The sequence below is a fragment of the Paenibacillus sp. FSL R7-0652 genome, from assembly GCF_038595045.1.
Taxonomy (GTDB): Bacteria; Bacillota; Bacilli; order Paenibacillales; family Paenibacillaceae; genus Paenibacillus.
On the sequence record NZ_CP152001.1, the window covers coordinates 4,970,873 to 4,995,194 of the forward strand.

At 45.4% G+C, this 24,322-nt stretch carries 28 protein-coding genes; all 28 read right to left on the bottom strand.

What is annotated here, in order from left to right:
- Positions 1-210: 210 nt before the first annotated feature.
- The 28 genes from MKY97_RS21755 to MKY97_RS21890 all read right to left on the bottom strand — a co-directional run bounded on the left by MKY97_RS21755 (position 211) and on the right by MKY97_RS21890 (position 24,315).
- Positions 211-543: a GRAM domain-containing protein gene (locus MKY97_RS21755; protein ID WP_342552354.1), complete on the bottom strand. Its 333-nt coding sequence runs from the start codon at positions 541-543 to the stop codon at positions 211-213.
- A 207-nt stretch (positions 544-750) separates the two neighbouring features.
- Positions 751-1,569 (bottom strand): purine-nucleoside phosphorylase, encoded by an 819-nt coding sequence (locus MKY97_RS21760; RefSeq protein ID WP_342552355.1) that lies wholly within the window; start codon positions 1,567-1,569, stop codon positions 751-753.
- Between the two features lie 131 nt (positions 1,570-1,700).
- A complete protein-coding gene (locus MKY97_RS21765; protein WP_342552356.1) occupies positions 1,701-2,048 on the bottom strand; it encodes a hypothetical protein in 348 nt (115 codons plus the stop codon).
- 81 nt (positions 2,049-2,129) lie between these two features.
- A complete protein-coding gene (locus MKY97_RS21770; protein WP_342552357.1) occupies positions 2,130-2,300 on the bottom strand; it encodes a hypothetical protein in 171 nt (56 codons plus the stop codon).
- 30 nt (positions 2,301-2,330) lie between these two features.
- A complete protein-coding gene (locus MKY97_RS21775) occupies positions 2,331-2,696 on the bottom strand; it encodes a hypothetical protein (RefSeq protein WP_342552358.1) in 366 nt (121 codons plus the stop codon).
- Positions 2,697-3,546: 850 nt separating this feature from the next.
- Positions 3,547-4,449: a carbohydrate ABC transporter permease gene (locus tag MKY97_RS21780; protein ID WP_342552359.1), complete on the bottom strand. Its 903-nt coding sequence runs from the start codon at positions 4,447-4,449 to the stop codon at positions 3,547-3,549.
- Positions 4,450-4,462: 13 nt separating this feature from the next.
- On the bottom strand, positions 4,463-5,428 hold the full coding sequence (locus MKY97_RS21785; protein WP_342552360.1) for an ABC transporter permease subunit: 966 nt from the start codon (positions 5,426-5,428) through the stop codon (positions 4,463-4,465).
- Between the two features lie 121 nt (positions 5,429-5,549).
- Positions 5,550-7,208, bottom strand: coding sequence for an ABC transporter substrate-binding protein (locus MKY97_RS21790; protein ID WP_342552361.1), 1,659 nt, complete (start codon positions 7,206-7,208; stop codon positions 5,550-5,552).
- A gap of 142 nt (positions 7,209-7,350) precedes the next feature.
- Positions 7,351-8,904 (bottom strand): response regulator, encoded by a 1,554-nt coding sequence (locus MKY97_RS21795; RefSeq protein ID WP_342552362.1) that lies wholly within the window; start codon positions 8,902-8,904, stop codon positions 7,351-7,353.
- Between the two features lie 24 nt (positions 8,905-8,928).
- On the bottom strand, positions 8,929-10,677 hold the full coding sequence (locus MKY97_RS21800) for a sensor histidine kinase (RefSeq protein WP_342552363.1): 1,749 nt from the start codon (positions 10,675-10,677) through the stop codon (positions 8,929-8,931).
- A 4-nt stretch (positions 10,678-10,681) separates the two neighbouring features.
- Complete coding sequence (locus tag MKY97_RS21805) at positions 10,682-11,800, bottom strand: response regulator (protein WP_342552364.1); 1,119 nt, start codon at positions 11,798-11,800, stop codon at positions 10,682-10,684.
- A 251-nt stretch (positions 11,801-12,051) separates the two neighbouring features.
- Positions 12,052-13,050 carry an endo-1,4-beta-xylanase gene (locus MKY97_RS21810; protein ID WP_342552365.1) on the bottom strand — a complete coding sequence of 333 codons (999 nt, stop codon included), beginning with the start codon at positions 13,048-13,050 and terminating at the stop codon, positions 12,052-12,054.
- A gap of 129 nt (positions 13,051-13,179) precedes the next feature.
- Positions 13,180-13,527 carry a hypothetical protein gene (locus tag MKY97_RS21815; protein ID WP_342552366.1) on the bottom strand — a complete coding sequence of 116 codons (348 nt, stop codon included), beginning with the start codon at positions 13,525-13,527 and terminating at the stop codon, positions 13,180-13,182.
- Between the two features lie 145 nt (positions 13,528-13,672).
- Positions 13,673-14,551 carry an aminoglycoside phosphotransferase family protein gene (locus tag MKY97_RS21820; RefSeq protein ID WP_342552367.1) on the bottom strand — a complete coding sequence of 293 codons (879 nt, stop codon included), beginning with the start codon at positions 14,549-14,551 and terminating at the stop codon, positions 13,673-13,675.
- A 6-nt stretch (positions 14,552-14,557) separates the two neighbouring features.
- Entirely contained in the window at positions 14,558-15,052 is a 495-nt protein-coding gene (locus tag MKY97_RS21825) for a DinB family protein (protein WP_342552368.1), read from the bottom strand.
- Positions 15,053-15,092: 40 nt separating this feature from the next.
- A complete protein-coding gene (locus MKY97_RS21830; RefSeq protein ID WP_342552369.1) occupies positions 15,093-15,383 on the bottom strand; it encodes a hypothetical protein in 291 nt (96 codons plus the stop codon).
- Positions 15,380-15,892 (bottom strand): hypothetical protein, encoded by a 513-nt coding sequence (locus MKY97_RS21835; RefSeq protein ID WP_342552370.1) that lies wholly within the window; start codon positions 15,890-15,892, stop codon positions 15,380-15,382. Before MKY97_RS21835 ends, MKY97_RS21830 begins: the two co-directional genes overlap by 4 nt.
- Positions 15,893-16,005: 113 nt before the next feature.
- Positions 16,006-16,161, bottom strand: a complete 156-nt coding sequence (locus MKY97_RS21840) for a hypothetical protein (protein WP_342552371.1) — start codon at positions 16,159-16,161, stop codon at positions 16,006-16,008.
- A 58-nt stretch (positions 16,162-16,219) separates the two neighbouring features.
- Positions 16,220-16,951, bottom strand: a complete 732-nt coding sequence (locus MKY97_RS21845) for a metallophosphoesterase family protein (protein WP_342552372.1) — start codon at positions 16,949-16,951, stop codon at positions 16,220-16,222.
- The gene (locus tag MKY97_RS21850; RefSeq protein ID WP_342552373.1) at positions 16,948-17,892 is read right to left on the bottom strand and encodes a GNAT family N-acetyltransferase; all 945 of its coding nucleotides are present in this window, start codon (positions 17,890-17,892) and stop codon (positions 16,948-16,950) included. The genes MKY97_RS21845 and MKY97_RS21850 overlap by 4 nt, the downstream gene beginning before the upstream one ends.
- 3 nt (positions 17,893-17,895) lie before the next feature.
- Positions 17,896-18,522: a hypothetical protein gene (locus MKY97_RS21855; protein ID WP_342552374.1), complete on the bottom strand. Its 627-nt coding sequence runs from the start codon at positions 18,520-18,522 to the stop codon at positions 17,896-17,898.
- 76 nt (positions 18,523-18,598) lie between these two features.
- Positions 18,599-19,723, bottom strand: a complete 1,125-nt coding sequence (gene dnaN / locus MKY97_RS21860) for a DNA polymerase III subunit beta (RefSeq protein WP_342552375.1) — start codon at positions 19,721-19,723, stop codon at positions 18,599-18,601.
- A gap of 61 nt (positions 19,724-19,784) precedes the next feature.
- Positions 19,785-20,528, bottom strand: a complete 744-nt coding sequence (locus tag MKY97_RS21865; RefSeq protein WP_342552376.1) for a DUF1361 domain-containing protein — start codon at positions 20,526-20,528, stop codon at positions 19,785-19,787.
- Between the two features lie 27 nt (positions 20,529-20,555).
- Positions 20,556-20,987 (bottom strand): GNAT family N-acetyltransferase, encoded by a 432-nt coding sequence (locus MKY97_RS21870; RefSeq protein ID WP_342552377.1) that lies wholly within the window; start codon positions 20,985-20,987, stop codon positions 20,556-20,558.
- 9 nt (positions 20,988-20,996) lie between these two features.
- Positions 20,997-21,464, bottom strand: a complete 468-nt coding sequence (locus tag MKY97_RS21875) for a GNAT family N-acetyltransferase (protein ID WP_342552378.1) — start codon at positions 21,462-21,464, stop codon at positions 20,997-20,999.
- Between the two features lie 302 nt (positions 21,465-21,766).
- Complete coding sequence (locus tag MKY97_RS21880) at positions 21,767-23,023, bottom strand: amidohydrolase (protein ID WP_342552379.1); 1,257 nt, start codon at positions 23,021-23,023, stop codon at positions 21,767-21,769.
- Positions 23,024-23,187: 164 nt separating this feature from the next.
- Positions 23,188-24,021 carry a methyltransferase domain-containing protein gene (locus MKY97_RS21885; protein WP_342552380.1) on the bottom strand — a complete coding sequence of 278 codons (834 nt, stop codon included), beginning with the start codon at positions 24,019-24,021 and terminating at the stop codon, positions 23,188-23,190.
- 171 nt (positions 24,022-24,192) lie between these two features.
- On the bottom strand, positions 24,193-24,315 hold the full coding sequence (locus MKY97_RS21890) for a class III lanthipeptide (protein WP_342552381.1): 123 nt from the start codon (positions 24,313-24,315) through the stop codon (positions 24,193-24,195).
- Positions 24,316-24,322 lie beyond the last annotated feature (7 nt).

Sequence of the window (24,322 nt, forward strand, 5' to 3'; positions counted from 1 at the left end):
ATCTACATAAGTATGTCCTTCTGGAAGAACAATCTTAGAATAATGCACTCACAAAAACAGCCTCATTCCTTAGCACATAGAATGAGGCTGTATCTTATGCCGTGCTCAACGGTGGGGCCTAATCCTAATGCTTCATACAGATGGCTCCGTCTGCAGGTATTTGAATAATCACTTCTTACACATGCAGGTATGTATGTGATGCCTATAAAACTAGCCTAAAATAATATCATCGGTTCTTTTAGCATAGATAATCTCACGAATGATCTTTGATCGATTCCATACGATAAATTTGACAACTTCCCCCGAATCCATTGTAATTTTAATTCCGTTAGGTATTATTCCCCACGTTTGATGTTTTTCAATTTTGGCCATCCCCCACAGTTCCATTTGCACCCATTCGGTCTGAAAGTTTAAACTATGAGGGATAAAAATCAATCGTTGGTTCGTCAGAAACAGCTTGCCCCCCACACCTTCGAATTTTCTTAACCAATTCGCATGAACGTGTTTAAAAATGACATATTCATCCTCGCGTAAATCTTCCATTGTTATAGTCTCCTTTTATTCAGCTGAACCTTGTCTTGATGTCACTCTTACATATTATAGGGGGAATCTTCCGATTAAGGAATAATCCTGTAACCTCTGATGTGCCAAAAAAAGCACTGCCCGTCAGAATTTTCTGACAGACCGTGCTTGGGGAATTCACGATACGCTGCATAGCTGCTTTTGCTCTACACACCCTAGGATGCTGTATTACATTTTTTCCAGGATGCCCTTAACCAACCCGATGAATGTAGTTTTCACCTGCGCGGCTACCTCAATAACTTCATCATGACTGAGAGGCTGATCTAGAATGCCGCATGCCATGTTGGTCAAACAAGAAATACCGAGTACTTTCATACCCCCATGAATCGCGACGATTGCCTCTGGTACAGTGGACATACCGACAGCATCTGCCCCCATCGTACGAATCATGCGAATTTCGGCAGGCGTCTCATAAGCAGGACCGCTCCACCAAGCGTAAACCCCCTGCTGCAGATTCACACGCTGCTCTTCAGCAACCTGCAGTGCGATGCTGCGCAGTTCACGATTATACACCTGGGATACATCAGGGAACCGCACGCCCAGTTCAGCATTGTTGGGTCCCATCAGCGGATTATTCCCCACCAGATTGATATGATCCGTAATCAGCATGAGCTGACCTGGCTCAAAGCTGGTATTGATGGCACCGCAAGCGTTGGTAATAAGCAGCTTCTCTACACCCAATGCTTTCATGATACGCACTGGAAACGTCACTTCGTCTAATGTGAAGCCTTCATAATAATGCAAACGGCCTTTCATCGCTACTACCGTCTGACCCATCAGTTCCCCAATAACAAGCTCATTCGCGTGACCGATCGCCTCGGATTGAGCAAAATAAGGTATATCCGTATACGGAATAACCGTGGCATTTTCAATCTCGTCCGCCAGCGCTCCCAGTCCGGAACCCAGAATCATGCCTACAGCCGGCTTGGTATCGATTCGATTTAATATGTAATCCCGTGCTTCCTGAATATGTGCAGATTGATGCATAATGAACTTCCTCCTGAACATCTGAAATGGTTTAGAAACATAAGCTTTACCTATCAAGTGTAATGAACAACTGCGCTAATGTAAATGCGAGTCTCTTTTCTCTCTCCAATGCAGGAGCCGGATAAGCAGAATCAAGCCTTAACCCCGGACTGCAGCGCCCCAAAATAAGGTTCCAATATCGTTTCGAAATAGGTATCCTGTTCTTCAATCTGTTCAACATACGTCCACAGCAAACGCTCCTCTGTGTCGATATTAATGACCTCAAATTCCATTTGCCTAGAGGCCCATACCGTGATTTGACCAATGGCTCTTTCTGATTCATGAATATATCCAATGAAGAGATCTATGTCAGAAGTGCCCTCCTCCTCCTTCTCAGGATCTCGTCTTCTCTCTTCTGTAGTGATCTGAAGCATCTGCAGCTTTTCCTGTTTCTGCATCATCCAGCGTCTGAATAGGTCAAGACATAGCGTTTGTGACAAAAGATCAAGCACCTCCTCTCTAAAAATGTACACCAAAAAGCCGATCCTCTGCAAAATCGGCTCTTTGTACACATACGCACACTAATACAGCGTATAGTTAGCTCTGCTTTTATACCAGTCTATCCCCATCATCAGCATGAGCATGCAGAAGGCAAAGATCAGCGGTCTGCCGAGCGTTCCTTCTCCGAAAATAAAATAGGCCATCACGAAATTCCCGACAAAAGTTAACGAATTATTCCGAATATTTTTCATCTTCTTCAACTCCGTCATGAAGATATGGTTTTACAACCCCTGAAGATATACGGTCTCCACTTGATCCTCATTCCATTGAATATGAACAGGCATCGGAAAGGGTTCAAGATCCAGAAACTTGGAACCTGAAGCGTGTTTAATATGCCGCTGCGGCATACCCAAATGTTCTTCATATCCGTTTGCATCGAATTCTTGACCGCCAAACTGATAATGTACGTCCTTCACAATCTGTTCGTCACCGATATAGCGAATGGTGAATTCAACCATCTCTGCTGCGGAGCTGTTGGTGAGCATCACCCGCCAATTTTCGCTTTTTCCATCAAGTGATATCACTCTGTTTGAACAGCCCACGAGCATAAACATAAGTAGAATCATAACCAGGTATTTAATTCTCATATCTACCTCCTTGTGAGAGTATGCTTGCTGTAAGACTAGTTCATGGCATTATGCAGATCCCTGACATTAAGGAAAACGAGAGTCGCTCAAGAATCCTTTTCAGAGGAACTGTGGCACTTGGCTTCACAATACATCATACTAAAAAAGTGTACTTCATTTCACTATTGACAAATAAATACTTCATTGTAATTATTGCTTACAAAACATATTATATTCCATATTAAAAGAAGGAAGTGATCAATCATGTCGAACAGACCATTGAAAATTTCAATTTGTATTATAGTTATATTTATATTATCAATAGTAAGTTATCAAAGGTTTCAGAATGGCATTAGTGTAATTGATCTTATCAGTCTATTTGAGTGGATAACGCTATACATCTTGCCTTGGATTTTTTTATTTTGGTTTATTAGATATGTCAAAAAGAAGTAGCTGAGTTTTATATATATAGACACTGTAACTTAATGAACATTAATACGCATAGTCAGGTCCAATTAAAGTATCGACAGCATCGGTACCGCCTTTTATGGTTACTGAAAAACTACCATTACTTTTTAGAATAACATTATCCCCATATGTTGTATCCCATGTATGACACAGCATTTCCGCTTGCACCAGAAAGTTTACTATCATAAGCAAGCTTAACTGCTCCTGCTCCAAAAATGATTTTTCTTTCCATTATGTCATCTCTTTGTTTATTTTCAGGCGGGTGCCTATAATAAATAACATCTAAAAAAATAAAAAGTTTCAAAATTATACAAAAAAAAAAAAAAAAAGAATGAATCGATCATTTACCATAGATCGATTTCATTCTTTTTCTTGATTTTACACCCTTGTTTCTGCTTTCACTCTATTCCTTCACACTGCCCAGCTGCAAACCGTGTACAAAGTATTTCTGCAGGAACGGATATACAACCAGGATTGGCAGTGCTGCAACAATCGTAATCGCAGCCCGAATGGATATCGGCGTAACCATGTTGCGTGCCTGCCCCATGTCTGCCCCACTGGATACAGCTGCACTGCTGTTCGTATTCATGGAAGATGACAGCAGCTTCATCAACTCGTACTGCAGCGTACTCAGATTTTGCTTGGAAGAAGCGTACAGGAACGTATCGAACCATGAGTTCCACTGTCCTACCGCAATGAACAAAGCTACGGTTGCGAGTACGGGTTGGCAGAGCGGCAGGATGATGGACATAAAAGTCCTGAAATCACCCGCACCATCAATCTTGGCTGATTCTATCAACCCTTCCGGCAGCGTCTGGATATACGTTCGAATAACGATCATGTTAAATGCGCTGATCAGACCTGGAATGATGTATACCAGGAAGTTGTTCAGCAGGTGCAGGTCTTTGATCAAGAAGTACGTTGGAATGAGACCTGCGCTGAAGTACATCGTCATAACGACGATAATCGTAATCGGTTTGCGCAAAATATAATCTCTGCGGCTCAGGGTGTAAGCTAGCATGGAGGTCAGGAACAAGCTGAGGACCGTACCGAGCACTGTTCTGGCGACGGAGATTCCAAATGCCTGGAATATCGTGCCTCCTGCAAATACCGCCTTGTAGTTCTGAGTGGTCCATTCCCTTGGCAATAGATAGATTCCACCCCGAATCGTATCGTTCCCGGCGTTAAAAGAGATAGCCAGCGTATTCAAGAAAGGATATAAAGTCACTACTGCAATAAAGATCATCAGCAAGCCGTTAAATGTATGGAAGACAATCGGCTCAATCCGAGATTTGTTTATTCCCATCGATGTGTCCTCCTCATATTAATCGGTCTTCGCCGAATCGTTTAGATATTGAGTTCGCCGCAAAAATCAGTATGATACTGACGACGGTTTTGAATATACCGGCGGCGGTAGCAAGTGAATAGTTACCAATCTGCAGTCCGTATTTCAAGACAAAGATATCAATCGTCTGTGACCAGTCAACAACGACACCATTTCCAAGCAAGTACTGTACTTCGAAACCGGCTTCCAGAATCCAACCCATGTTCATGATCAACAGGATAATGACGATGGACTTGATTCCCGGCAGCGTAACATACAGCATTTTCTTATAACGGTTGGCACCATCAATTTCGGCCGCCTCGTAGAGTGAAGGATCAATGGAGGTAATTGCTGCCAGATAGATGATAGCGTTCCAGCCGACCTCTTTCCATACGTGTGATGCACCGACAATCCCCCAGAAATACTCTGGAACGCTGAGCCACATAATCGGTTCATTAATGAATCCCAGCTTCATCAGCACCACGTTCACAATCCCGCCGTCTACGGATAACGAACTGGCAACAATGCCCGTAACGATAATCCATGACAGGAAGTGAGGCAGGTACGAGATCGTTTGAATGGTACGTTTGTACAGTTTGTTCTTGATTTCATTCAGCAAAATCGCAAAAACAATGGCTGTCACAAAGCCAAGAATCATGTTAATCAAACTCATCGCGATCGTATTGCGAAGCACGTTCAGAAACGCGTCGTCCGTAAGCAGAAACTTGAAGTGCTTAAGTCCGACCCACTCCTGCTGCGAGAATTTCTTCGCTGGACTGTAATTCTGAAACGCCATAACCCAGCCCCAGATCGGATAATACGAGAAAACCAGAATGTAAGCAACGATGGGCAGAGACATAAACATTAGTTGTTTTTGACTGCGCAGGCGCTTCATCAGAGGCGTCTTGGTAACAACGGTTGGAGCAGATTTATCCTGTATGGCTCCCGGCGTATTCGCCATCCTTCACTCCTCCTATCAACATACAGCGGATTATAGGGATGGATTGTTCGGAAGGCGCAGGGGATAAGCTGTATCCATCCCCCTTTGCCGCCTTCCGAAGTGATCCAACAACCGCTTTTATTTATTTCACGGTCCAGTTCTGAATCCGCCATTGTAACTGCTCATTGATTCGGTCTTCGTATGCTTTCACATTAATTTTCTTGTAAGCGTCCACATATTCGCTCCAGATCGAATCAAACTCATTGGAATTAGACATGATGGCTCTAGGCAGGTATTTCAGAGATGTATCCGTCATTTGTTTGTTTGCTACCGATGCATCTGAACCTTCTTTCAGGTCCACCTGCCATGCCGGATAATACACTGGGTTCTCAGGTGCAGGAGAGAAGAAGTCACTCCATGTTTTGAAACCGTATGCATCCAGAAGTTCTTTATCCTCCGGCTTCAAGCTGTCGTAGAATTCCTCAGGTTGGTTCGTTGCACCAATTGCATTGCCGTCAGAGAACGTACCTTCCATTTTCGGTGCTGCGCCATAGAAACCTTCTGCTTTGTTAGCCAATTTCCATGCCGGATCTTCCTGTTGAATACGTTGTTCAGGTGTACGATAGAATCTGCCTTTATCATTTACCTTATAGTCAACGCCCTCTTCACCCCAGGAAAGAAGCTTTTGATATTTTTCATCCATCAATGCATCGAGGAATTTGATGATGGCAACAGCGTCTTTAGCATCTTTACTGATACCGAAGCCATTATTCAAGTTAATTACCGGGCGATCCAGGTAATGATCCTTGATGCTTGTGTCGTAAACCAGCGGGAAGCCAACATAGGTTTGAGAAATTTTGTTCTGAGCTACAAGCGGGTCTTCACCTTGCTGGAAGTTCCAGTGCTGGTCAAACATGCCGACCACGCGGCCCGAAGAAATTTTCGCCAAATACTGGTCATAGTTTTGGACGAATGCTTCCTTATCGAGCAATCCATCGTTATAGAGATTGTTCAGCTCTTTATAGTATCGTTTCGAAATATCTTTATCCGCGAATACGGTTGCAACACCTTTGTCATCTACGATAACGCCGCCATCATTGGGATGACCGGTCAAGTGCTCTGGCGGGTTAAGGAGAGGGAATGTTCTCCAGTCAGAAGCCAGTGTGGTGAAACCAATGGTCGGCTGACCATCCTCTGTTGTCGGGTGCTTCGCTGTATAATCACGAATCAGCTTCATATACTCATCAAGCGTTTTCGGTGTTGGATATCCAGCTTCTTTCAGCACCTGCTTTTGAATCCAGAACGCAGGGCCGGAATAATAGTTACTGATGAATTCACCGGTATATACACCGTAGTTAGGCAGCCAGTAAATATGTCCATCACTGGAATCTTTCATCCGTTCCCAATCTTTTGCATAATGCTTCTTAAGGTTTGGTGCATGCTGCTCGATCAGATCTTCCAGCGGGATCACCGCACCAGCCGCAACCAGCTTGGTATCTGCCGTAATAAGATCCGGGTAATCTCCACCCGCAACCATAACACCCAGCTTCTGCTGCAAGTCACCTACCAGAAACTCCATGTTCAGTTTGACACCCAGCTCTTCTTCGATCTTTTTGTAGATCCGGTTATCCGCTGCAGGTGCCTGATTCGGTGTTCCGATAAAAGCCGAGATGTTTAATACTTCCTTACCATCGGGTGTCGTCGTTTTAGCCTCTTCACTGCTGCATCCAGCAAGTGCCAGAGTTAATGCCAGAACGAGAGAAACGGAACCCCAAAGTTTCTTTTTCTTCAATCCCCCCATGTATTGCGCCTCCTTGGAAGTGGTTTGCCTTACTGTCTTCATTATGAGGAAATGTATGCGGTTTCAAAATAAACAGATTTAAGCATCTGCCCCCCTTAATTGCAGGAGGTCTTTAATCCACACATACCGCCTTAAACATGCTTCAGTTTGCATGTTTAAGGCGGTACTCCGCCGGTTTCATCCCTGTCCTCCGCTCGAACTGCTTAAGAAAATGCTGGTAGCTCTTATAACCAACCTGTTCCGCAATGGCACATGACGCAGCGTCTGAATCTTTGAGAAGCCTTTTGGCTTCCCCGATCCGCAGATCATGCACCATGTCCAGCACGCCTCTGCCATACTTTCTCATAAACGATTGCCCCAGATGCACAGGATGCATGAAGAAACGTTCTGCCAGTTCTTTAATGGTGAAGGTCTCCCTGAAATGCTCCTGCAAATAGTCGGCCACCATCGCCTGTGTTCCGCCGAGCTGTTTTTGACGAAGAGCTGCGGCGGCAGCTTGACACTTCAGGCAAAACGCTTCAAGCAGACTGGCTGATTCTTCAATGTTCCGATGATACCGATCGCCGGGATAGAACGCCGTATTCTGAAGCAGCTCTTTCGTTTCCCCCCCAAGCTCCTTGCACAGGGCAAGGCCTCGAAATAAAATTTGGGTCATGAATATGTGCACAAACTCAGGTGCAGTCTTGTTGATTACAAATTGATGGAACGCTTCCCGGATCGACACACTTAACTGCTCAGGCGAACCGTTTTCCAAACGCTCCATAATATTGTCCACTTCATGGAGAAATTCGGGATTGAATTTTAAATGCTGCTCCTGAATATCTTCGGCAAACAACAGATTCCCCGGATGTAAAAACAAAAAACGCTCCGTTTCAACAGCCATACTTTTGGAAAGAGATAACGTTTCCGGCTGCTGCACAGGCAGCCCTACGGCGAGCTGTACCCCGTCAGGAATGTCTTCGTTCAGAGCAGACAGCAGGCGCTCTGCAAAATCGCGATGGCTCCTGCCCTGCATATTATCTGGCACGGCATCTCCTTCACCCCATACGATGCCGCAGGCATCCTGTTCATTTTCAACTACATAGCAGCATGGTTCACGGCTCACCATATCATTAATAGTGGAGCGGATCTGACCGGAATCGGCACGCTGAAATCTTACTTTTACATACGTCCACTTATGAGCCTGCTCCTTCAATTTAGATATATCGCGTGCCATGTCCTCTTCATTCTCAGCATCCTGACCCGTAATCAATGTACTCAAAACATGCCTTATCTCCTGAGCTTTGGCCATTTCACGAACAGAATCCCGCTGCTGCTTTTCCTTCAACTCCTGTGCCAGACGCTCCAGCATATCATCCGCTTCCACCGTATCCACCGGTTTGGTCAAATAATTGCATACCCCAAGACGAATCGCCTGCCTTGCGTAATTAAAATCGCTGTACCCGCTCGTAATGACAAACATCGTGGAATCATATCCCAGGCGACGTGCCTCCTCAATTAGTTCCAGCCCGTTCATCGCAGGCATATGAATATCCGTGACGACCAGATCAGGTTTGTCTGTACGTATAGCTTCAACAGCCTCTTCTCCGTTGGCACATACACCGTTAATCTCGAAACCGAATTTCTGCCAATCAATGAGCAGCTGAAGCCCCTCGATCGCAAACGGCTCATCGTCTACCAGAAGCACCTTATACATCTTGCTGACCCCCTTATTCATACGTCACAGTCTATCTGTCGGAATATGAAACCCGGCTTCCGTACCGCTGCCTTTCTCACTGCGAATCGTAAACGCTGCATCCCCGTCATAAAACAGCTCCAGGCGGCGGTATACGTTGCGGATGCCTACATGTGAGCCGTCTTTTGCCTGATCCGACCGCACATCCTGTAATAATTGGCGCAGTTTGTCCTGTTCCATCCCGATTCCGTTATCTATGACACGAATAACCAGCCCGGATTCGCCAAGCTTGGCAGTAATATGAATTAATCGTCCTGTTTTGCGCGCCTGCAAACCATGCTTGCATGCATTCTCAACCAGCGGCTGAATACTCATACGTGGAATGCGTTTACCCGCAGCCTCCGGATCAATATCAAAGGTATAATCAAACAACTCCCCGAACCTGAACTTCTCAATCTGAAGATAAAGCGTAGTGAACTGCAGCTCCTCCTCCAGTGTAATAAGATTATCTGATCTGCTGAGCAGTTGTCTCATTAGCAGCGATAAACTCTTTATAATTTCCGAAACTTCTGTATAACCGTTTTTGGTGCTCACAACGAGCAGTGCATTTAGTGTATTAAACAGAAAATGCGGGTTCATCTGGCTCTGAAGCATGGATAACTCGGTTCGTACTTGATCCAGTTCCAGATCTTTGTGCCTGATCTCCAGCTTATACACATCATTGATCAGGGAATGAATTTTGCTAATCATCATATTAAATGTGCGGATCAAACCACCGATCTCGTCCCGGCCTTCCTGTATCTCAATCAGATCAAAACGTTCATTACGCACTTTCTCCATATGCCGTGACAGTTTGCGAATCCGATAGTGATACGAGCGCAGAATAAAATAGATGAGCACCGAAGGTACGATTACACTTATTAAGGCCAGCCACAAAATAGAATTCCGCGCTTCCTTCAGCAGTTGGTCGACATGCCGCGTGTCCGCAACCCCGATCAGCTTCCAGCCGTCCAGATAAGCCAGATTGCCAAGTGGTTTCTCCAGCACATATTCCGAATTCACATTGGCAGACCACTGTCCATCTGCAGGGAAGCGTGCACTGGACACAACCGGGCGGCTATTTCCGTCCACAAGCCGGAGCTGCAGGCTGTTCGTCTCGCGATTAAGTATGCTGAAAATCCGGTTCACTTCCAGATCGATTTTGGAATACTTCGCATAGTTAGCATACGAAGTAAAAGTTTTCATCTTCCCGATGACACTGATTCGCTTCCCCCGGCTGAATCCGGTCTGTTCTTCATAATCGATAACGAGAATATCCCCACTTGCTTGATTTAACTGCTTCATTCCAGGCAGTGAACTTCCCTTGTCTTTCATGACAATGTAGTGACTACCTGTCTGAATGGTATCGTTATCCGTGAAAATCCGAACTTCAAGAATATTGGCTGACATATACCGAGTCAATTTATCACGCAGGAAAATGTGGTATTCGTTGTAATACTCCACAGGTGACTCATAAGTACGATCAAGTGCTTCATACAAGGAGTCATCCGCTGCAATCATACGACTCAGTGCAACACTCTCATCAATCATACCCACCAATTCACCTGCGGCCCTGTCAATGGATTTACGCAGATTTTCCTGTTCCCGCACCTTGATATCTGCCGATGTCCGTTGATAGAAAAACAGATTAATCGCGATAATGGGCAGAAGAATACTCACGACATAAATTAGCAAAAACTTGTATCGAAGGGGGATATCATTCACTGTATGAAAAGTCCACTTTTTTTTATGCACATGATCACCCTTGATTATTGTTTTTATATAAGGACGGGAGTTCGCCTGTAAGCGCTTTAAATTTCTCGGTAAAATACTCCGCATCATGATAACCCAATTCGAATGCAATATCTGAAATTTTCATATTCGTTCGGCGAAGCATCCGGCGTGCCTCTTCGATTCGAAGACGATGCACATATTCGCTGAAGCTGATGCCCATCTCCCGCTTGAACTGCTGGCCCAGATAAGCTGCATTCACATGAATGTGATTCGCCAGCTGCTGCAGTTTGATTTTGGTGCGGTAATGTTCCTTCAAATACTGAACAGCTTCTGCTACCAGCCCTCCTGAACCCGGATCAGCCTGAGCAGATGAAGCGAACGTTTCGGCAATCTGCCTAAACAGCTGCTTTAACTCTCCATGGAACCAACTCTCTGTGTGATGCCAGGTTCGTTTTTGCAGAAGCGTCTGATCCGCTCCAATTATCCCATATCTCCGCAGCAGTTCTCCATGTACATACCTGACAGCGCTTTGAGTCCAGCCCCTCGCAGCCCGGGATTCGCGCATCTCCTGCAGCATATCGTCCACAGCACGATCAATCCGGTTCACATCTCCCGCTTCAATCAAAGCCAGGAACTGCTTGGCACGAGAAGTCATTTTTTCGAGATCCGCTTCTTCAATCACACCACCTGCGTCAGTAAACGTATCCAGCATCTCCGCTGCCTCATTTCGTTCTTCCGCATACCTCGTCTCGATTTCCTGTCTCTGGGTGTCCAGAGGAATAATCAGATTTTTCAATAACTCATGAATCTCTTCAGGCACCAAAGGCTTGAGTACATATTCATTCACCCGATATCGTATCGCCTGCTGTGCGTAACCGAATTCGGAATAACCAGTCACGATGACGATCTGGGAATCATAGTTTAATTCTTCACGCATCGTTCGAATCAAGCCAAGTCCATCAAGTACCGGCATCTGAATATCGGTTACAACCAGATCCGGATTCACATGGCCGATCAACTCAAGTGCTTCTTCTCCATCTGTCGCAGTTCCACATAACTCATATCCGCAGCCCTGCCAATCGATCATCGTTCTCCAGCCTTCCAGCATAAATGGCTCGTCATCTGCTACTATGACCTTATACATGGATTCACCTGCCATTTCCCCTTTTTTTCTCCAGTATGGCACCGTATAGTCAATGTGACAATGCTAAGATTAGAATAAATCTGCTCTATTTATAAGATACTTCAAAAAAGCCCTGCAGGCTCGCCCTTTTTATGGGCCTGCCTGCAAGGCTATGAGTTCGTAACCGTCAACAGACTGCGGTACACTGCAGCTTGAAACTTCAACCTAAACTGAGCTGAGCTTATACCTGAATTACTGCCTAAGCCTAAGCCTCAGTCCTGCCCAAGAATACGCCAGAACGAACCCTTCGGCTGCAGCTGTGTATCGAATACAAACGGCCAGTTTTTGCGGCCGCGTACCGGAAAATGATCCAGCCACGAATAATTATCAGCCACACCCCAGAATGTCACGGAAGTAATGTTGGATTTATACTCCCGGAACAATCGAAAAATGTCCTCATACCTTTTCTCCTGAAGCTCCATCATCTCTGATGTTGGCTCCGTCAGATCGGTACGTCGATCGTCATGACGGAAGACGGACAGATCCAGCTCAGTGACATGAAGCTGTACATCCAGTGAGGCATAACGTTCAATAGCCTGACGGATCTCTTCAATGGAAGGACCATGAATGTTCCAGTGTCCCTGCATACCAATACCATGAACAGGTGCCCCCTTGTCCAGGAGGGACCGAACCAGATTGTATATTTTCTCCCGCTTCACGGGGTCTGTCTCGTTATAATCATTATAGAACAGCAGTGCATCCGGATCTGCCTCATGAGCCATACTGAACGCCTGATGCAGATAATCCTCTCCGACCAAGCGCAGCCACTTCGTATCACGCATAATCAGATCGGTTTTATCTTCGATAGCCTCGTTCACAACATCCCAAGCATAGATCTGTCCTTTGTAACGGCCAACGACTGTATCAATATGCTGCTTCAACCGGGACAGCATCAATTCTCTTGAAGCCGGACCACCGGAAGCATCTTCGAACACCCATGCCGGGGTCTGATTGTGCCATACCAAGGTGTGACCGCGCACACCGATTCCCCGGCCAACAGCAAAATCAACAATCTCGTCTGCTGCCTCAAATGTATATTCATGCTCTCGCGGATGAACTTCTTCGAACTTCATCTGGTTCTCAGCGGTAACACTGTTATAATGCTTTGCAATAAAATCCCCTTCGGACTGCAGCATTCTGGTATGTACTGCCGCACCTATCTTGAACGAATCGGCATAAGCAGTATGTAGGGACGGAATTTCAGTAGACATCCTGGTTCCTCCTCGCAGGTTTATTACTTCATCATAACGGATTATGAATGCGCTTTCCATGAACAAAATAAACTTTTGCCCCCTGAAATTCTACCAATTTCGGTACGAAAGAAGGGTTGAAGCCATACGTTATAACTTGTCGACCTGCAGCATCGTAACCTGCTTCACCGTACACGCCGGGCTGACCTGTTCTTCAGTAAGAATATGAAGCTTGATCAAACTCTTCAGCTTATGGCTGTCCACCTTGGACACCAGCTTCCAAATTTCCGGATCAGGCAGGGACGCGTAAAGCTTCTGATCATCGTATTCCTTGCGGTGCTGGAGCACCGTTTTCACCTTGTAGCTGCCTACTTCGGTCTCATAGATCCCCTGCTCCGCACAATAAGCCACAATCTCATCTCGCAATACGGATAACCGCTGTTCAATCTCTTTCTGCTGCTGTTTCAATTCAAAATAAGTCTGCACTTTCTGTTCCATAACTCATCACGCTCCTCTACTACCATAGGTATGCAGAAAATATGAGTTTAGGACAGGCTTGGGAATCGCCTTGAAAAGATATTCGGAATACCCAAACGGCATCTTGGGGTATAAGGAAATATGCTCGATGAAGACGTTACTTCATTCACAACAAACTGGTGTGCAGATACAGGTTATGCGCAGCAATGTTCAGCATACGCCGCATGACTTCCGAATTTCTTGGAACATCCCCCTCGCGTGACAGCAGCACCCAGCGCAGCCAGGCAAGGGCCTCAAAGGCTCGTTCTTCATCCAACATACAGCTTGAAACAGTCCGCAGCTCATCCCGATAAAGCTTACCGTACTCTTCTCCGTTATAGATGGTGATTAAAAAGACAGACCATGCCGTGTCGTATCTCGGATCTCCGTACTGTCCATTGGTCCAGTCAATAACCGTGTGCTGTCCATTCATCTCGACAATGTTCCCCAAGTTATAGTCACCGTGAATCAAGTGATCCTGTCTGATCTGTACACGCTGTACCACATCATTCACACGATCGTAAATATCAGCATGTTTATCGATCTGAGGAAAAAAATAGTCAACAAAACGGCAGCGAGGGATGTACTCTTTGGACGCCTCTGTATCTGCATCTGTATGTGCGATGCTGAATGGATACTGGTGGATATCATTTAATGTGCAGGCCATTCGCCTTAAAACCTTTTGATCCAGCCGGGTAACTGGTATGCCATCGTAACTTGTAAGCAGCACCTGATTGTGATCCTGATCCTTCCCCCAGCCATAGGGTCTGGACACTTGAATTCCACTCTGGCCCAGCTTCAGCAGCAGGTGATATTGTTTGCCGATATCCGGGCGTGATTCCTTATTCCATATCTTCAGAACGTACGACTGATCATTCCATCTAACGCACATCACATCGGCTTCCAACCCAGGTGTAAGCGGAATAATTTGCTGATTCTGCTGCTGCATACCCTGCCTGATCTTTTCGTCCAGATGAACCCAGTTCATGTCACCAAGCCGTATCACGTTTGTTCACGACCTTCCGTTCGGGTTAGGCTTGATCAAGCCTTTGCCTATAACATTAGCGGATACAGGCACCCGGCCGAGTTCTCTGGCCCATACGGATAACTGTCCCATGTGATGAATTTCATGTGCAATCACATGCATCATAATTTCCCCCCAAGCATCCATGTCCGCGCGCCCGTCGGTTCGGCGGTCTATGAAAGCTTTCTTTTCCATATCAGGCTCCCAGGCTAGAACAAATGCTTCCACGTCCCTGTGCAGTTTATGATCCAGCTCACGCACGGCTTGGAGCGTCTGATAGTTGGCAAAATCCTCCTCATCGTCCGGTTTTCCCTGCAGCAGCTGCAGCCAGCTCCATTCCACATCAATAACGTGAAACAAAGTTCTCAGTATACTCCCAACCCCTCCTGTACGCGGGCGAAGCAGCTCTTCTGGCGGCAGGTCTGCACACCATGCATACCACTGTTCACGTACGATCCAGTTATAGCGAAAAAACGTCTCCATATCTGCACACTCCTATTCAACAAAGATGCTTCATTGTAATTCACTCCGGCTGCTTCTCTTTTATTCTCTTTTTGAGATACAAAATCACATGTATTCCAGCATAAATAAACAAAATATTAAAGAAGTACACCAGCAAATTGATATGCATGTCGGATATAAACCAGATCGCTCCATCCGGGTTCGGGAGATGATAATCCGTCAAAAAACGAAATGGAAATCCATACTCGGTTCGGAGCGGCCCGCCTTCTGTCTCTATGGTACCCGGGAGACACCAGACTGCCAGTGCGGCAAGCCAAGCGGAAAGATTGAATATTTTCAAGTTTATCTTCATGATGTTCCCTCCTGTTCTCCCTTAACAGGACTTCCTCCAAAATACGTCCCCTCTAGTTCTTCATCCAAATAATTTTTTAACTCCGGATGGTGCAGTGCATACCTCGATGTCTGGTTAAAACGGCCATTTTTCGTAACGTAAATCTGGCTGCCGTTGTATTGAATGGTGACCCCAGTATGATGCTTAAGTCTCAAAGCAATCCCCATATGAATGCTGCCATCAATGCGATCCACAGGTGTCTTGGCGAGTCCTGGAGCTTCATTCAACCAATGAACAACCCGGCTTATATCTTCTTCGTTCAAAACAGCATCGTCAAAACGGATATGGGCACCGCCGCCAATCTTGGTATATACAGCTTTGCTCGTATCCGCACGCACGACTTCGGCACTTGACAGAGGAGTATGAATATCCACAAATCGGTTATTCATCAACCAGAAGTACAGGACAGCAGCAGCCGCGGCCATCCCAACAAACAGCCAGAGTCGTTTGAAATGTTGGGTTTTCTTCATTTTTTATCACCTCATCCAATACTTAAACAACCTAAAGCCGACTTTAGTTACATCCTATTTTCAAACTATTCAGCAGTTCCCGCAGCCAGAAGCCATATTGTTCCCGCTTGTGTTCACTGTCTCTCTTTCAAAAGTGCTTTGATCTCCCGCAGCTCTACCAAAATCTCTTTCGTATGCTGGCTATTTCGTGAAGTATCAATGGCTGCTTTAATTACATATTGGCCTAAAATTAAAATTAAGAGTGAACAAATAATTATAACGAACATCATTATTTTTCCTCCCTTTTCTAAACAAAAGAAGGCAATCTCGCCAGATCGCCCTTAGTCATTACTGCACTTCTTTGTCAAGTTGATTCCCATGGAACGCTTTCAAAATAAAATCTTTATTCGGAACGTTCAGACGCTCATAAGCTTGAAGATACTGCCTGTTGTCATAGGTAACGGCCGTGAACTTCACATCCAGTCGATCCTTATGAAACTCTGCAATGCCATATCGCGCAACCGCAAACTCATTACAGCCTAAAGCTCCCGGATTCATATAGACCCGCTGCGCCGTCCTGAAATAATGAAGAATGTGATAATGTCCAAAACAGATCAGGTCATACGAGGTTTCTTTATACTTTGCATCCAACTTCACGCCGGAAGGCTCCCGATCAATGTCATCCAGCTTGTTATCGCTCATATGATAATGAGTCAGCAGCACATGCTGTCCTTCGACTTCTTTGTCTATAGATTTGGGCAGACGCTGTATTAGCTTGATAGATTCTTCGCTTAACTGTCTGCCAACCCACTCATGATGTTCTTGCAATTCTTTGTGCCCTTTCAACGGACCTCTTCCCTCAAGTAAATGGAGTACCGCTTCTTCGTGATTCCCTGCAATGGCCGTCATGTGTTCACGGCTGTATAACATTTCAATCACTTCATTGGAATATGGACCTATACCAATCATGTCTCCCAGACAAAATAACTGCTCGATGTCCCCCTGCTGGTCAATATCACTTAACACGGCTTGAAGCGCTGGAGCATTTCCATGAATATCGGTTAAAATGGCGGCCTTCATTCCGATTCCTCCTCAGGAATATACATGGTCTGAATCTCCTGAACCCCCTGGACAAAACCCAGATTCAAATACACCGACTCCGCATCATTTCCCTCCATGACGTACAGCCGTAAAAAAGGATACTGCCCCTTGAGCATGGTTAATGCTCGTTGTAACATCTGGGAAGCGAGTCCTCTTCCTCTGTACGAAGGGATCACACCGATACTGTATACAGCAGCCTGATTGTCCTGCAGACACAAGCGGCAGTTGGCAATCAACTGACCGGTTTCCTGATCATATACCAGTGTAGAGGCCTGCGTCAGAATCTCGTTAGTGTAGTTGGGGTCCTCATCAGGTGTAAAATCTTCCAGTGATTTCTGCTTTCTTCGAGCCGCTTCAAGACTTCCACCGAAACTTTCCAGATCACACCGGGCGATTTCTTCTTCGTTGACGTACTTCAATCCACCCGTCCCGTTTTCAATGATCTTCGGACTCTGTACAGACCACCTAGGGTCCCACTCGATATCAAAATGATCCGTAGGCCGCTGCATCCAGCGGCATCTGAACTCGGCCGGCCAGAATCCGGCCCTTGCAAACCAGTCTGCTTGGCTCGGTAAAATCTCAAAGGTCACGATGCGTTTGCTGCGGTCTGACCACTGCATTAATTTCCGTTTCAGAAGCTTGACGATCTCAAAGCCCTGCTGGAAAGGGGGGATGAGAAACAAGTGATACATCTTGTTGGGCTCCATCCTTACACCGCCTACTTTGCGCTCCCCTTGATAGATCCAGTACGCACTGCACCTTGAGGAATTGAACTCTTCTTCTCTGAAAAATCCAACGTACCCCATATCATAATAAACGGTACAGAATAACCCCCACTCCTTAACATCAGCCAGTCGAATCGAATATTCATCTGACAGATCATATTGAAGCGTATCCGCAGTCCATTCGGTTAGACTCATATGTCATTCCTCCATCTCCGGATAACCAATTTCTGCAATATCTTCTTCCAGTTCGTCAAGCTCAATCTCTGCATTTAACCGCTGCAGCAGCTGTTCGTTCAGCGGTTTCAAGGCAAATACATGCTGAACCCAATTTAGATCCAATTCGACCTCATAATACGCTTGAGCCCAGGCATGATAATACACTGCACCACCCGCAAGTATCTCGATTAAAACGCAGGCTTCATCCGTCAGCTGCTGACTTGAAGCCCAGCCGTTCTTCCCTGCTTCGTTCCAAATGCAGAATGTCGTCTGATCCATCATAAAGGCAGGCTCATGCAGAAATGCATTAAATACCGCAGGCACACCCTTCAACACATCACCAAGCCGATTTTTATGAAGAGAAGCATAAGCTTTGTCATACCCTTTTATAATCAGACTGCCGGAATCAAACCATGCAAAATAGTGATCCCCTTCTCCGTCTCTCATCGAGGCCATCTGTTCACCTTTGTCCCACTGTGCATTGTAAGAATAATACCGGTACTCCCATTCGGGCATCAATATCGCATCCATCATCGCTGCTGCCTTAAAGATCCGCTCACACTCACCAATATCCGGTAAACGTTTGATAAAAACAGAAGCCTCACCCATGTGTCGTTACCTCCTGAGCAGTGTCATATATATATTCACCCTGGTTTTCTATCTCCTCATTATGCATGAACCAATATCAACCTGCGGTACGAGCCGCCATAATCAGCTGCAGTGCCCCCTCTTTTTCATCTGAGGTAAAAAGGATCATCTGCATCCCCTGGTTAATCTGTACTTGAACTTGCTCAGCGTCCAGCGCTTTTATAGCTTCTAATGCGTAACCTACATTCAATGACACTTTACATTCCGTTCCTAGAAAACGATATGTAGAGAGTGTTTCTGATGATTGATTTACTTGACTTGAGGCGTTGAATTCAACCTTTTCCGCTTGGACCCGCATTTGGACCAGATTGGTTTTTTCCTGAGATGCGATTATTGCAGTGCGGTCCAGTGCGGCTATCAGATCAGATGCAGGAACGACAAAACGAGCTGCATAAGCCGAGTCTGTACCGATGTCAACATTCGGATAAGTTCCTGTAATTGAATGAGTCAGAAGGGTGAAATGTTCACCCGTAAATTCAATCTTGGTTTTGCCCAATCTAACGTTCACAAATTCATCTCCGAGAAGTTTCTCAAGCTCATTCATCGTTCGGCCAGGAACGATAGCTGTTTCGCTCACTACATGCATCTCAGATGTCAGAGCCTGCTTCACCTTCCCCATCCGATATCGGTCACAGCCGATCATCGTTAACGCAGCATCCTTAACCTCCATTTTCACTCCAGTCAGCGTAGGCATATGTTCTTTTTTCTGGACCGCAAACAAAGTTTGACGAATCCCATCTTTTAAGCCTGCCCCGCTGATCGTAAATAACGTACTGCACTCGATCGACTCTGGAAGCGGATATTCATCAGCCTGCAGCAGCTGGAGTACAAAAGTTGATCTGGCGGAGTGAGTGGTGACGATTAGGCGGTCACCTGCTGCCTCGCTGGATAATATGATTTCGTTCTCCTGCATCTTTCGTACAATATCAGCCAGCAGCTTTGCTTGAACCGCAGCCTTCCCTGATTGCTGGATCTGAATATCCTCTGCAGGAATCTCCGTCATAAAAAAAGCTGTACCATCTCCGCTAATCAAGCTGATCCGGTCTGTAAACGTCTCCATATATATACATTCGAGCACTCGGACATGCTCATTGGATGATACGAAGCGAACCGCTTTGGTTAACTGCTCCAACAAACGAACACGGTTTATAATCACTCTCATCGGGGTCGCTCCTTGCTTTTATGAAATATTCATGAATTCCATTCTGTTCCGAAACGCTATTTCAGTGCTGCCGCTGGTTTGTTCTTGAACTCATTAGTGAAACAATGATATACACGAATCCCTGCACCACAGACTTTAGGATTACAAATTCGAGCAGCATACTGTCCACTGCGCCGAAATCATGCAGCAAGTCCGTTATAATCTGCTCCGGTCTGGATACAACATCCCATGAATTCCAGCGATTATACCTGCCGATATACACGCCTAGACTGCTCAGAAGTAATATAAAACTTATAATTATCCAGCAGACATATTTATGTACAAACAGATACAGCACGTTTTCAATTTGCCTAACAGAACATGTAGAGAGTAATAAACCCACGATAGCCGTACCAAGTGAAAGTGTAAGACTATACCAAAAATCCATGTTATACCAAAATGGGGACTCTGGCTGAGCTGTGAAATACCGGAAGGCATGCAGCATCTCCGTATACAGATAGGCCGCATTGGGCAGAAAGAAAAGCCAAATCAGACAAAGCAGGCCCACTAGAGCAGCGCCCAACCATCCGGGTTTGAAACCTTTACATTCTAATACATAAACGATCAATGATGATATGAGCAGTGGAACCCATGCCAGAAACATGTCCCAGACCAAAAAAGCATACATATTCGATCCTGATTTTGCCCGCAGATACGCCGCAGTACCAAGACAGCATAACGTCATAAGCAGCAGCGTCAAGAGCACTGCTGTACGTCCTTTATTCCAGAGCTTATTGTGTTTATATCCATCTTGGTTAGTCCTCATTCTATTGATCTGATCCTTCTCCTAAAATTATAGATATTTCTTAAAAGCTCTGCTGGACTCCCCATCATATCCAAGCTTTTGATAGAAATGATGGGCCTCATGTCTGGAAGCGCCGCTGGCGAGCAGCATCTTCGATGCATTCATCCGTATACATATCTGTTCCAGATGTTCCATTAATTCTGTACCATACCCCTGGCCCTGCACCTCACTGGATATAATGACCCTCTCCACCACACCAAACGGTTGGTTCCCCGCGAGAGCATCCAGACAAATATGTAAATGCGCCGTACCTACCACCTGTTTCTCAACTTCATACACAAAGAGATAGCTGTGTTCGTGGCGTCTAATCTCTTCTATTCGTTCAGCGAGCACTTTTGTATGCGTATGGCTCGGAAGCAGCTCTCTGTACAATCTTTCAATCGCTGCTGCATCCCTAAATTCAGCTTCTCTGATCATCATAACTACCCCTTATACTCTCATCTGGTAACTCAAAATAATGTCACCGTTGTCCTCTCTTTCAGCCGTTTCCTGAAAGCCACAACGCTTGTACAATGTATTAGCCGCAATATTGTGTGGTACATGTGATACTCTGATCTGCTTACAGTCACTTCGCTCCTGCAAGAAATGAATAATTTCCTGAATAGCACGTTTGCCATACCCCTGACCCTGGTGATTTCTGTCAATCATAAAACGCAGAATCCAGTAATGACCGTCTGTATAGATTTCATTATCAAATAAAACAAATCCCACCATCTGATCGTCTGCATAAATTCCGTAAGGTCTTGAAGTCACTTCCTTGGTCGCATGAACTAAAGAGTCCGCATTGCTGGCTACCAGTGCGAGCTGATCTTCTCGTGGTTGGAGAAGAATGCACTCCTGCTCATTTTCCTGGGTTATCTGCTGTAAAGTTACTAATTTTTCAAACGAATGTTCCATCTTCAATCTCCTTCATCTGTCCATGTTTAAGTCTTTATGACCATTACAATCTTGAGAAGCTGTGTACCCGGCAACAGCGTCTGTCCCCCCACTAATTCCAAACAGAATACTGCGCATCTGCCTCCAATGCTGTGGAAGCTATTGAACGACTTCTTTCTTGTAATTCACGTCTATCATAACCCAAAATGTGGAATCTGCGCATCCTTTCTTCCTTTGTCATTTTTAATTTATTCTTCCTTTTCTTGCAATAGCAAAAAAAGCCACGGATTCCGTGGCTCACGCTGTGACGATCCTGTTCTATTCTAATCCGGTCTTTCTGCAGCCTGCCCCTTCATATCTGCTGTGGATCCGCTCACCAATCGGCCTTGATACCATACGGCCTCCCTTGCAGATCTCCGGGCAACCGCTTCCGCAGCACAGCTCGCATGGACCAGCACAAAGCTCGCGGCATCTCCAGCCATCGGCCACACCCTTTCCCCTGCGGCGTTCAGCGGTGTTACTCCGCCAGTAACAACAGCCAGGGATTGTGATAAAGCTAACTCGTCGCTAAACCCGTACAGCTCAGCGAAGCGCCCGGCCTTCTCCAGCATATCGCCGCTACCAAAAGGAGACCAGTGATCCGTCAAACTGTCCGTTGCCAGCTTCACGTTTACACCAGCGCGCTGCAGCATAGGAAGCGGCATCATTGTTCTGCCAATGGGAACGGTTGAAGCCACGCCCATTCCCAGCGATGCCATGCGGCCCGCCATCTCTTCGGCCTCCTGCTGTTCTGCTCCAGCAAACCAGAATGCATGACTGACCGTAACTTGACCTTGAAGCCCCGCCTCTTCGGTCAGTCTGACAAGTTCAAGCAGTGTCTGTCTGCCTGCCTCTCCTCCATCATGCAGATGCATGTCAATGCCCGCCCGATGTTTCACTGCAAGTTCAACCATCGTATGCAGCGACTTTTCCATGTTCTCATCTACGGTATACGGGTCAAGTCCGCCAACATGAGTGGCCCCTTCAGACATGGCTTGTTCCATGAGTCCCACCGAATTCGAGCGCAACAGCCCATGCTGTGGAAACGCAGCGATCTCTGAGGATATTTTGCCTGCATAGCTATTCAGTGCCTCTCTGGTTACTTCCAGCCTCCGAAGTCCACTGACCGGTTCAATATTACAATGTGCACGTACATGCGTGGAACCATAGGATTGAATTAAGGCAAGAATACCATCCGCCTGACGTCTGGCCTCAGGCAGCAGTTTGGGGAGCAGCACTTTCTCTTCCTCAATGCGTTCAAAGATGCTGGAGATTCGTCTAACCGCTCTCCACGGTCCATCATAATAGGTTTTATCCAGATGAATATGTGCTTCTTCAAACGAGGGAAGCAGAAGCAGCCCTTTACCATCCACCTGTGGTAAATGATCCGTTGGCTGCTCGCCCCCATCCACAACGGCAGCAATTACTCCATTTTCAATACGAAGATGGGCAGGCCCAGTTTTTGTTCCTGTTACTTCTGTTCCCTCACGAATATATCCTTGTTCCAAAATGACATTAGTGAGCCAATATGTCTTTTCCATAGACTATTCCTCTTTTCATTCGGCATGTTTCTTACTAAATCTAATCCTTTATATTAATTTTATATTAACATACCGTATGATTTTCAATAAACAATCATATAGGTGAGAGAAGAGGAAATCATGTTTGGTCATATGTAAGGATTGCAGGCGATGCAATCAAGTTTTCAATTTTTCTTGAGAAGAACCGCGAAAGAGTCCCGGTCCGATTGGTACTCTCCACCATTCACATCTGCGTATACTTTTTCAAGCGTAAATCCGGCATCGTTCATTTCTTTTTCCAGGCTCTGTACCGTAAAATGTTGATTCCAGTAATGATAGTTTACCAACTCACCATCTCCAAAAACCAAAACATTTTTTGATAAAGTCACATAATCAGGATATTTCACAGAAGCATATAAGGACAAATGTTTCTTCTCTGAGAAGGGGTTATCTTTTCGGGTCAGTCCCCACATCAGTTGAGTTTCAAATTTGTTATAGCTGTATTCTGATAATACATCCAGTAGAATTAATCCCCCGGGTTTTAAACCTCGGTGGATATTGTTAAGTATTTTTTTTCTATTTTCCGGGCTAAAAAAGCTGTAAACTTCATAGATCAATAGAGCCATGTCGAATTCATTCTCGAGTTCAATGCTTGTGATGTCCTCGTTTCTGTATTCAATGGATAAACCTTCTTTTGCGGCTTCCCGCTTTGCATACTCAATTGACTTTTTATTGAAATCGACACCAACGACCTTATAACCTCTCATCGCTAATTTTTGAGCATACAGGCCTGGGCCACAACCAAGATCAACAATTTTGGTATACTGATCTAGAGGAGCAATAGTATGAATGAAATCAACGGTTTCATTAATAAATTCATTATTCTTACTGCCACCAGGAATATTTTCATCAAAATGAGCTTTCAAAACTAGGTCATCACGGCTAGAGTCAAGCCAGATTTGTACTGATCCTTCCTCAAATGGCTCGGGAATTTTCGCCATTTCTAATAATTTTTCCATTATGGTCTCTCCTTCTGTTGAATTTGATTGAGTGGTCTATACAGAAGAGGGATTGCTGCTTAGCTGAAGAAGCAGCTGCGTATCTCAGCTAAGCAGCAAGTAAAGTGCACTTCATTACCTTATTACAGCAATTTATCAATGCGGATTTTATGCACTAACTGGAATTTCAAGTTAGCAGTGGTTGCTTACTGTTGACAGAAAAACAGTAACGGTAACTACAGTTACGGTAGCTTCTGCTGCCTTACCTTTTCCCTCTTTGTTTGCTAATTTTTGCAATTCCAATACTTTATTCATAGATTTC

What these genes read in the sequence shown, in the direction of transcription:
- MKY97_RS21835 (WP_342552370.1), bottom strand. Translation starts at nt 15,892, where the DNA reads ATGAAGAAAACCCAACATTTCAAACGACTCTGGCTGTTTGTTGGGATG.
- MKY97_RS21840 (WP_342552371.1), bottom strand. Translation starts at nt 16,161, where the DNA reads ATGATGTTCGTTATAATTATTTGTTCACTCTTAATTTTAATTTTAGGC.
- MKY97_RS21785 (WP_342552360.1), bottom strand. Translation starts at nt 5,428, where the DNA reads ATGGCGAATACGCCGGGAGCCATACAGGATAAATCTGCTCCAACCGTT.
- MKY97_RS21790 (WP_342552361.1), bottom strand. Translation starts at nt 7,208, where the DNA reads ATGGGGGGATTGAAGAAAAAGAAACTTTGGGGTTCCGTTTCTCTCGTT.
- MKY97_RS21825 (WP_342552368.1), bottom strand. Translation starts at nt 15,052, where the DNA reads ATGGAGACGTTTTTTCGCTATAACTGGATCGTACGTGAACAGTGGTAT.
- MKY97_RS21875 (WP_342552378.1), bottom strand. Translation starts at nt 21,464, where the DNA reads ATGGAACATTCGTTTGAAAAATTAGTAACTTTACAGCAGATAACCCAG.
- MKY97_RS21815 (WP_342552366.1), bottom strand. Translation starts at nt 13,527, where the DNA reads ATGGAACAGAAAGTGCAGACTTATTTTGAATTGAAACAGCAGCAGAAA.
- MKY97_RS21760 (WP_342552355.1), bottom strand. Translation starts at nt 1,569, where the DNA reads ATGCATCAATCTGCACATATTCAGGAAGCACGGGATTACATATTAAAT.
- MKY97_RS21880 (WP_342552379.1), bottom strand. Translation starts at nt 23,023, where the DNA reads ATGGAAAAGACATATTGGCTCACTAATGTCATTTTGGAACAAGGATAT.
- MKY97_RS21850 (WP_342552373.1), bottom strand. Translation starts at nt 17,892, where the DNA reads ATGAGTCTAACCGAATGGACTGCGGATACGCTTCAATATGATCTGTCA.
- MKY97_RS21830 (WP_342552369.1), bottom strand. Translation starts at nt 15,383, where the DNA reads ATGAAGATAAACTTGAAAATATTCAATCTTTCCGCTTGGCTTGCCGCA.
- dnaN (WP_342552375.1), bottom strand. Translation starts at nt 19,723, where the DNA reads ATGAGAGTGATTATAAACCGTGTTCGTTTGTTGGAGCAGTTAACCAAA.
- MKY97_RS21845 (WP_342552372.1), bottom strand. Translation starts at nt 16,951, where the DNA reads ATGAAGGCCGCCATTTTAACCGATATTCATGGAAATGCTCCAGCGCTT.
- MKY97_RS21770 (WP_342552357.1), bottom strand. Translation starts at nt 2,300, where the DNA reads ATGAAAAATATTCGGAATAATTCGTTAACTTTTGTCGGGAATTTCGTG.
- MKY97_RS21810 (WP_342552365.1), bottom strand. Translation starts at nt 13,050, where the DNA reads ATGTCTACTGAAATTCCGTCCCTACATACTGCTTATGCCGATTCGTTC.
- MKY97_RS21795 (WP_342552362.1), bottom strand. Translation starts at nt 8,904, where the DNA reads ATGTATAAGGTGCTTCTGGTAGACGATGAGCCGTTTGCGATCGAGGGG.
- MKY97_RS21755 (WP_342552354.1), bottom strand. Translation starts at nt 543, where the DNA reads ATGGAAGATTTACGCGAGGATGAATATGTCATTTTTAAACACGTTCAT.
- MKY97_RS21890 (WP_342552381.1), bottom strand. Translation starts at nt 24,315, where the DNA reads ATGAATAAAGTATTGGAATTGCAAAAATTAGCAAACAAAGAGGGAAAA.
- MKY97_RS21780 (WP_342552359.1), bottom strand. Translation starts at nt 4,449, where the DNA reads ATGGGAATAAACAAATCTCGGATTGAGCCGATTGTCTTCCATACATTT.
- MKY97_RS21865 (WP_342552376.1), bottom strand. Translation starts at nt 20,528, where the DNA reads ATGAGGACTAACCAAGATGGATATAAACACAATAAGCTCTGGAATAAA.
- MKY97_RS21775 (WP_342552358.1), bottom strand. Translation starts at nt 2,696, where the DNA reads ATGAGAATTAAATACCTGGTTATGATTCTACTTATGTTTATGCTCGTG.
- MKY97_RS21870 (WP_342552377.1), bottom strand. Translation starts at nt 20,987, where the DNA reads ATGATGATCAGAGAAGCTGAATTTAGGGATGCAGCAGCGATTGAAAGA.
- MKY97_RS21805 (WP_342552364.1), bottom strand. Translation starts at nt 11,800, where the DNA reads ATGTATAAGGTCATAGTAGCAGATGACGAGCCATTTATGCTGGAAGGC.
- MKY97_RS21885 (WP_342552380.1), bottom strand. Translation starts at nt 24,021, where the DNA reads ATGGAAAAATTATTAGAAATGGCGAAAATTCCCGAGCCATTTGAGGAA.
- MKY97_RS21855 (WP_342552374.1), bottom strand. Translation starts at nt 18,522, where the DNA reads ATGGGTGAGGCTTCTGTTTTTATCAAACGTTTACCGGATATTGGTGAG.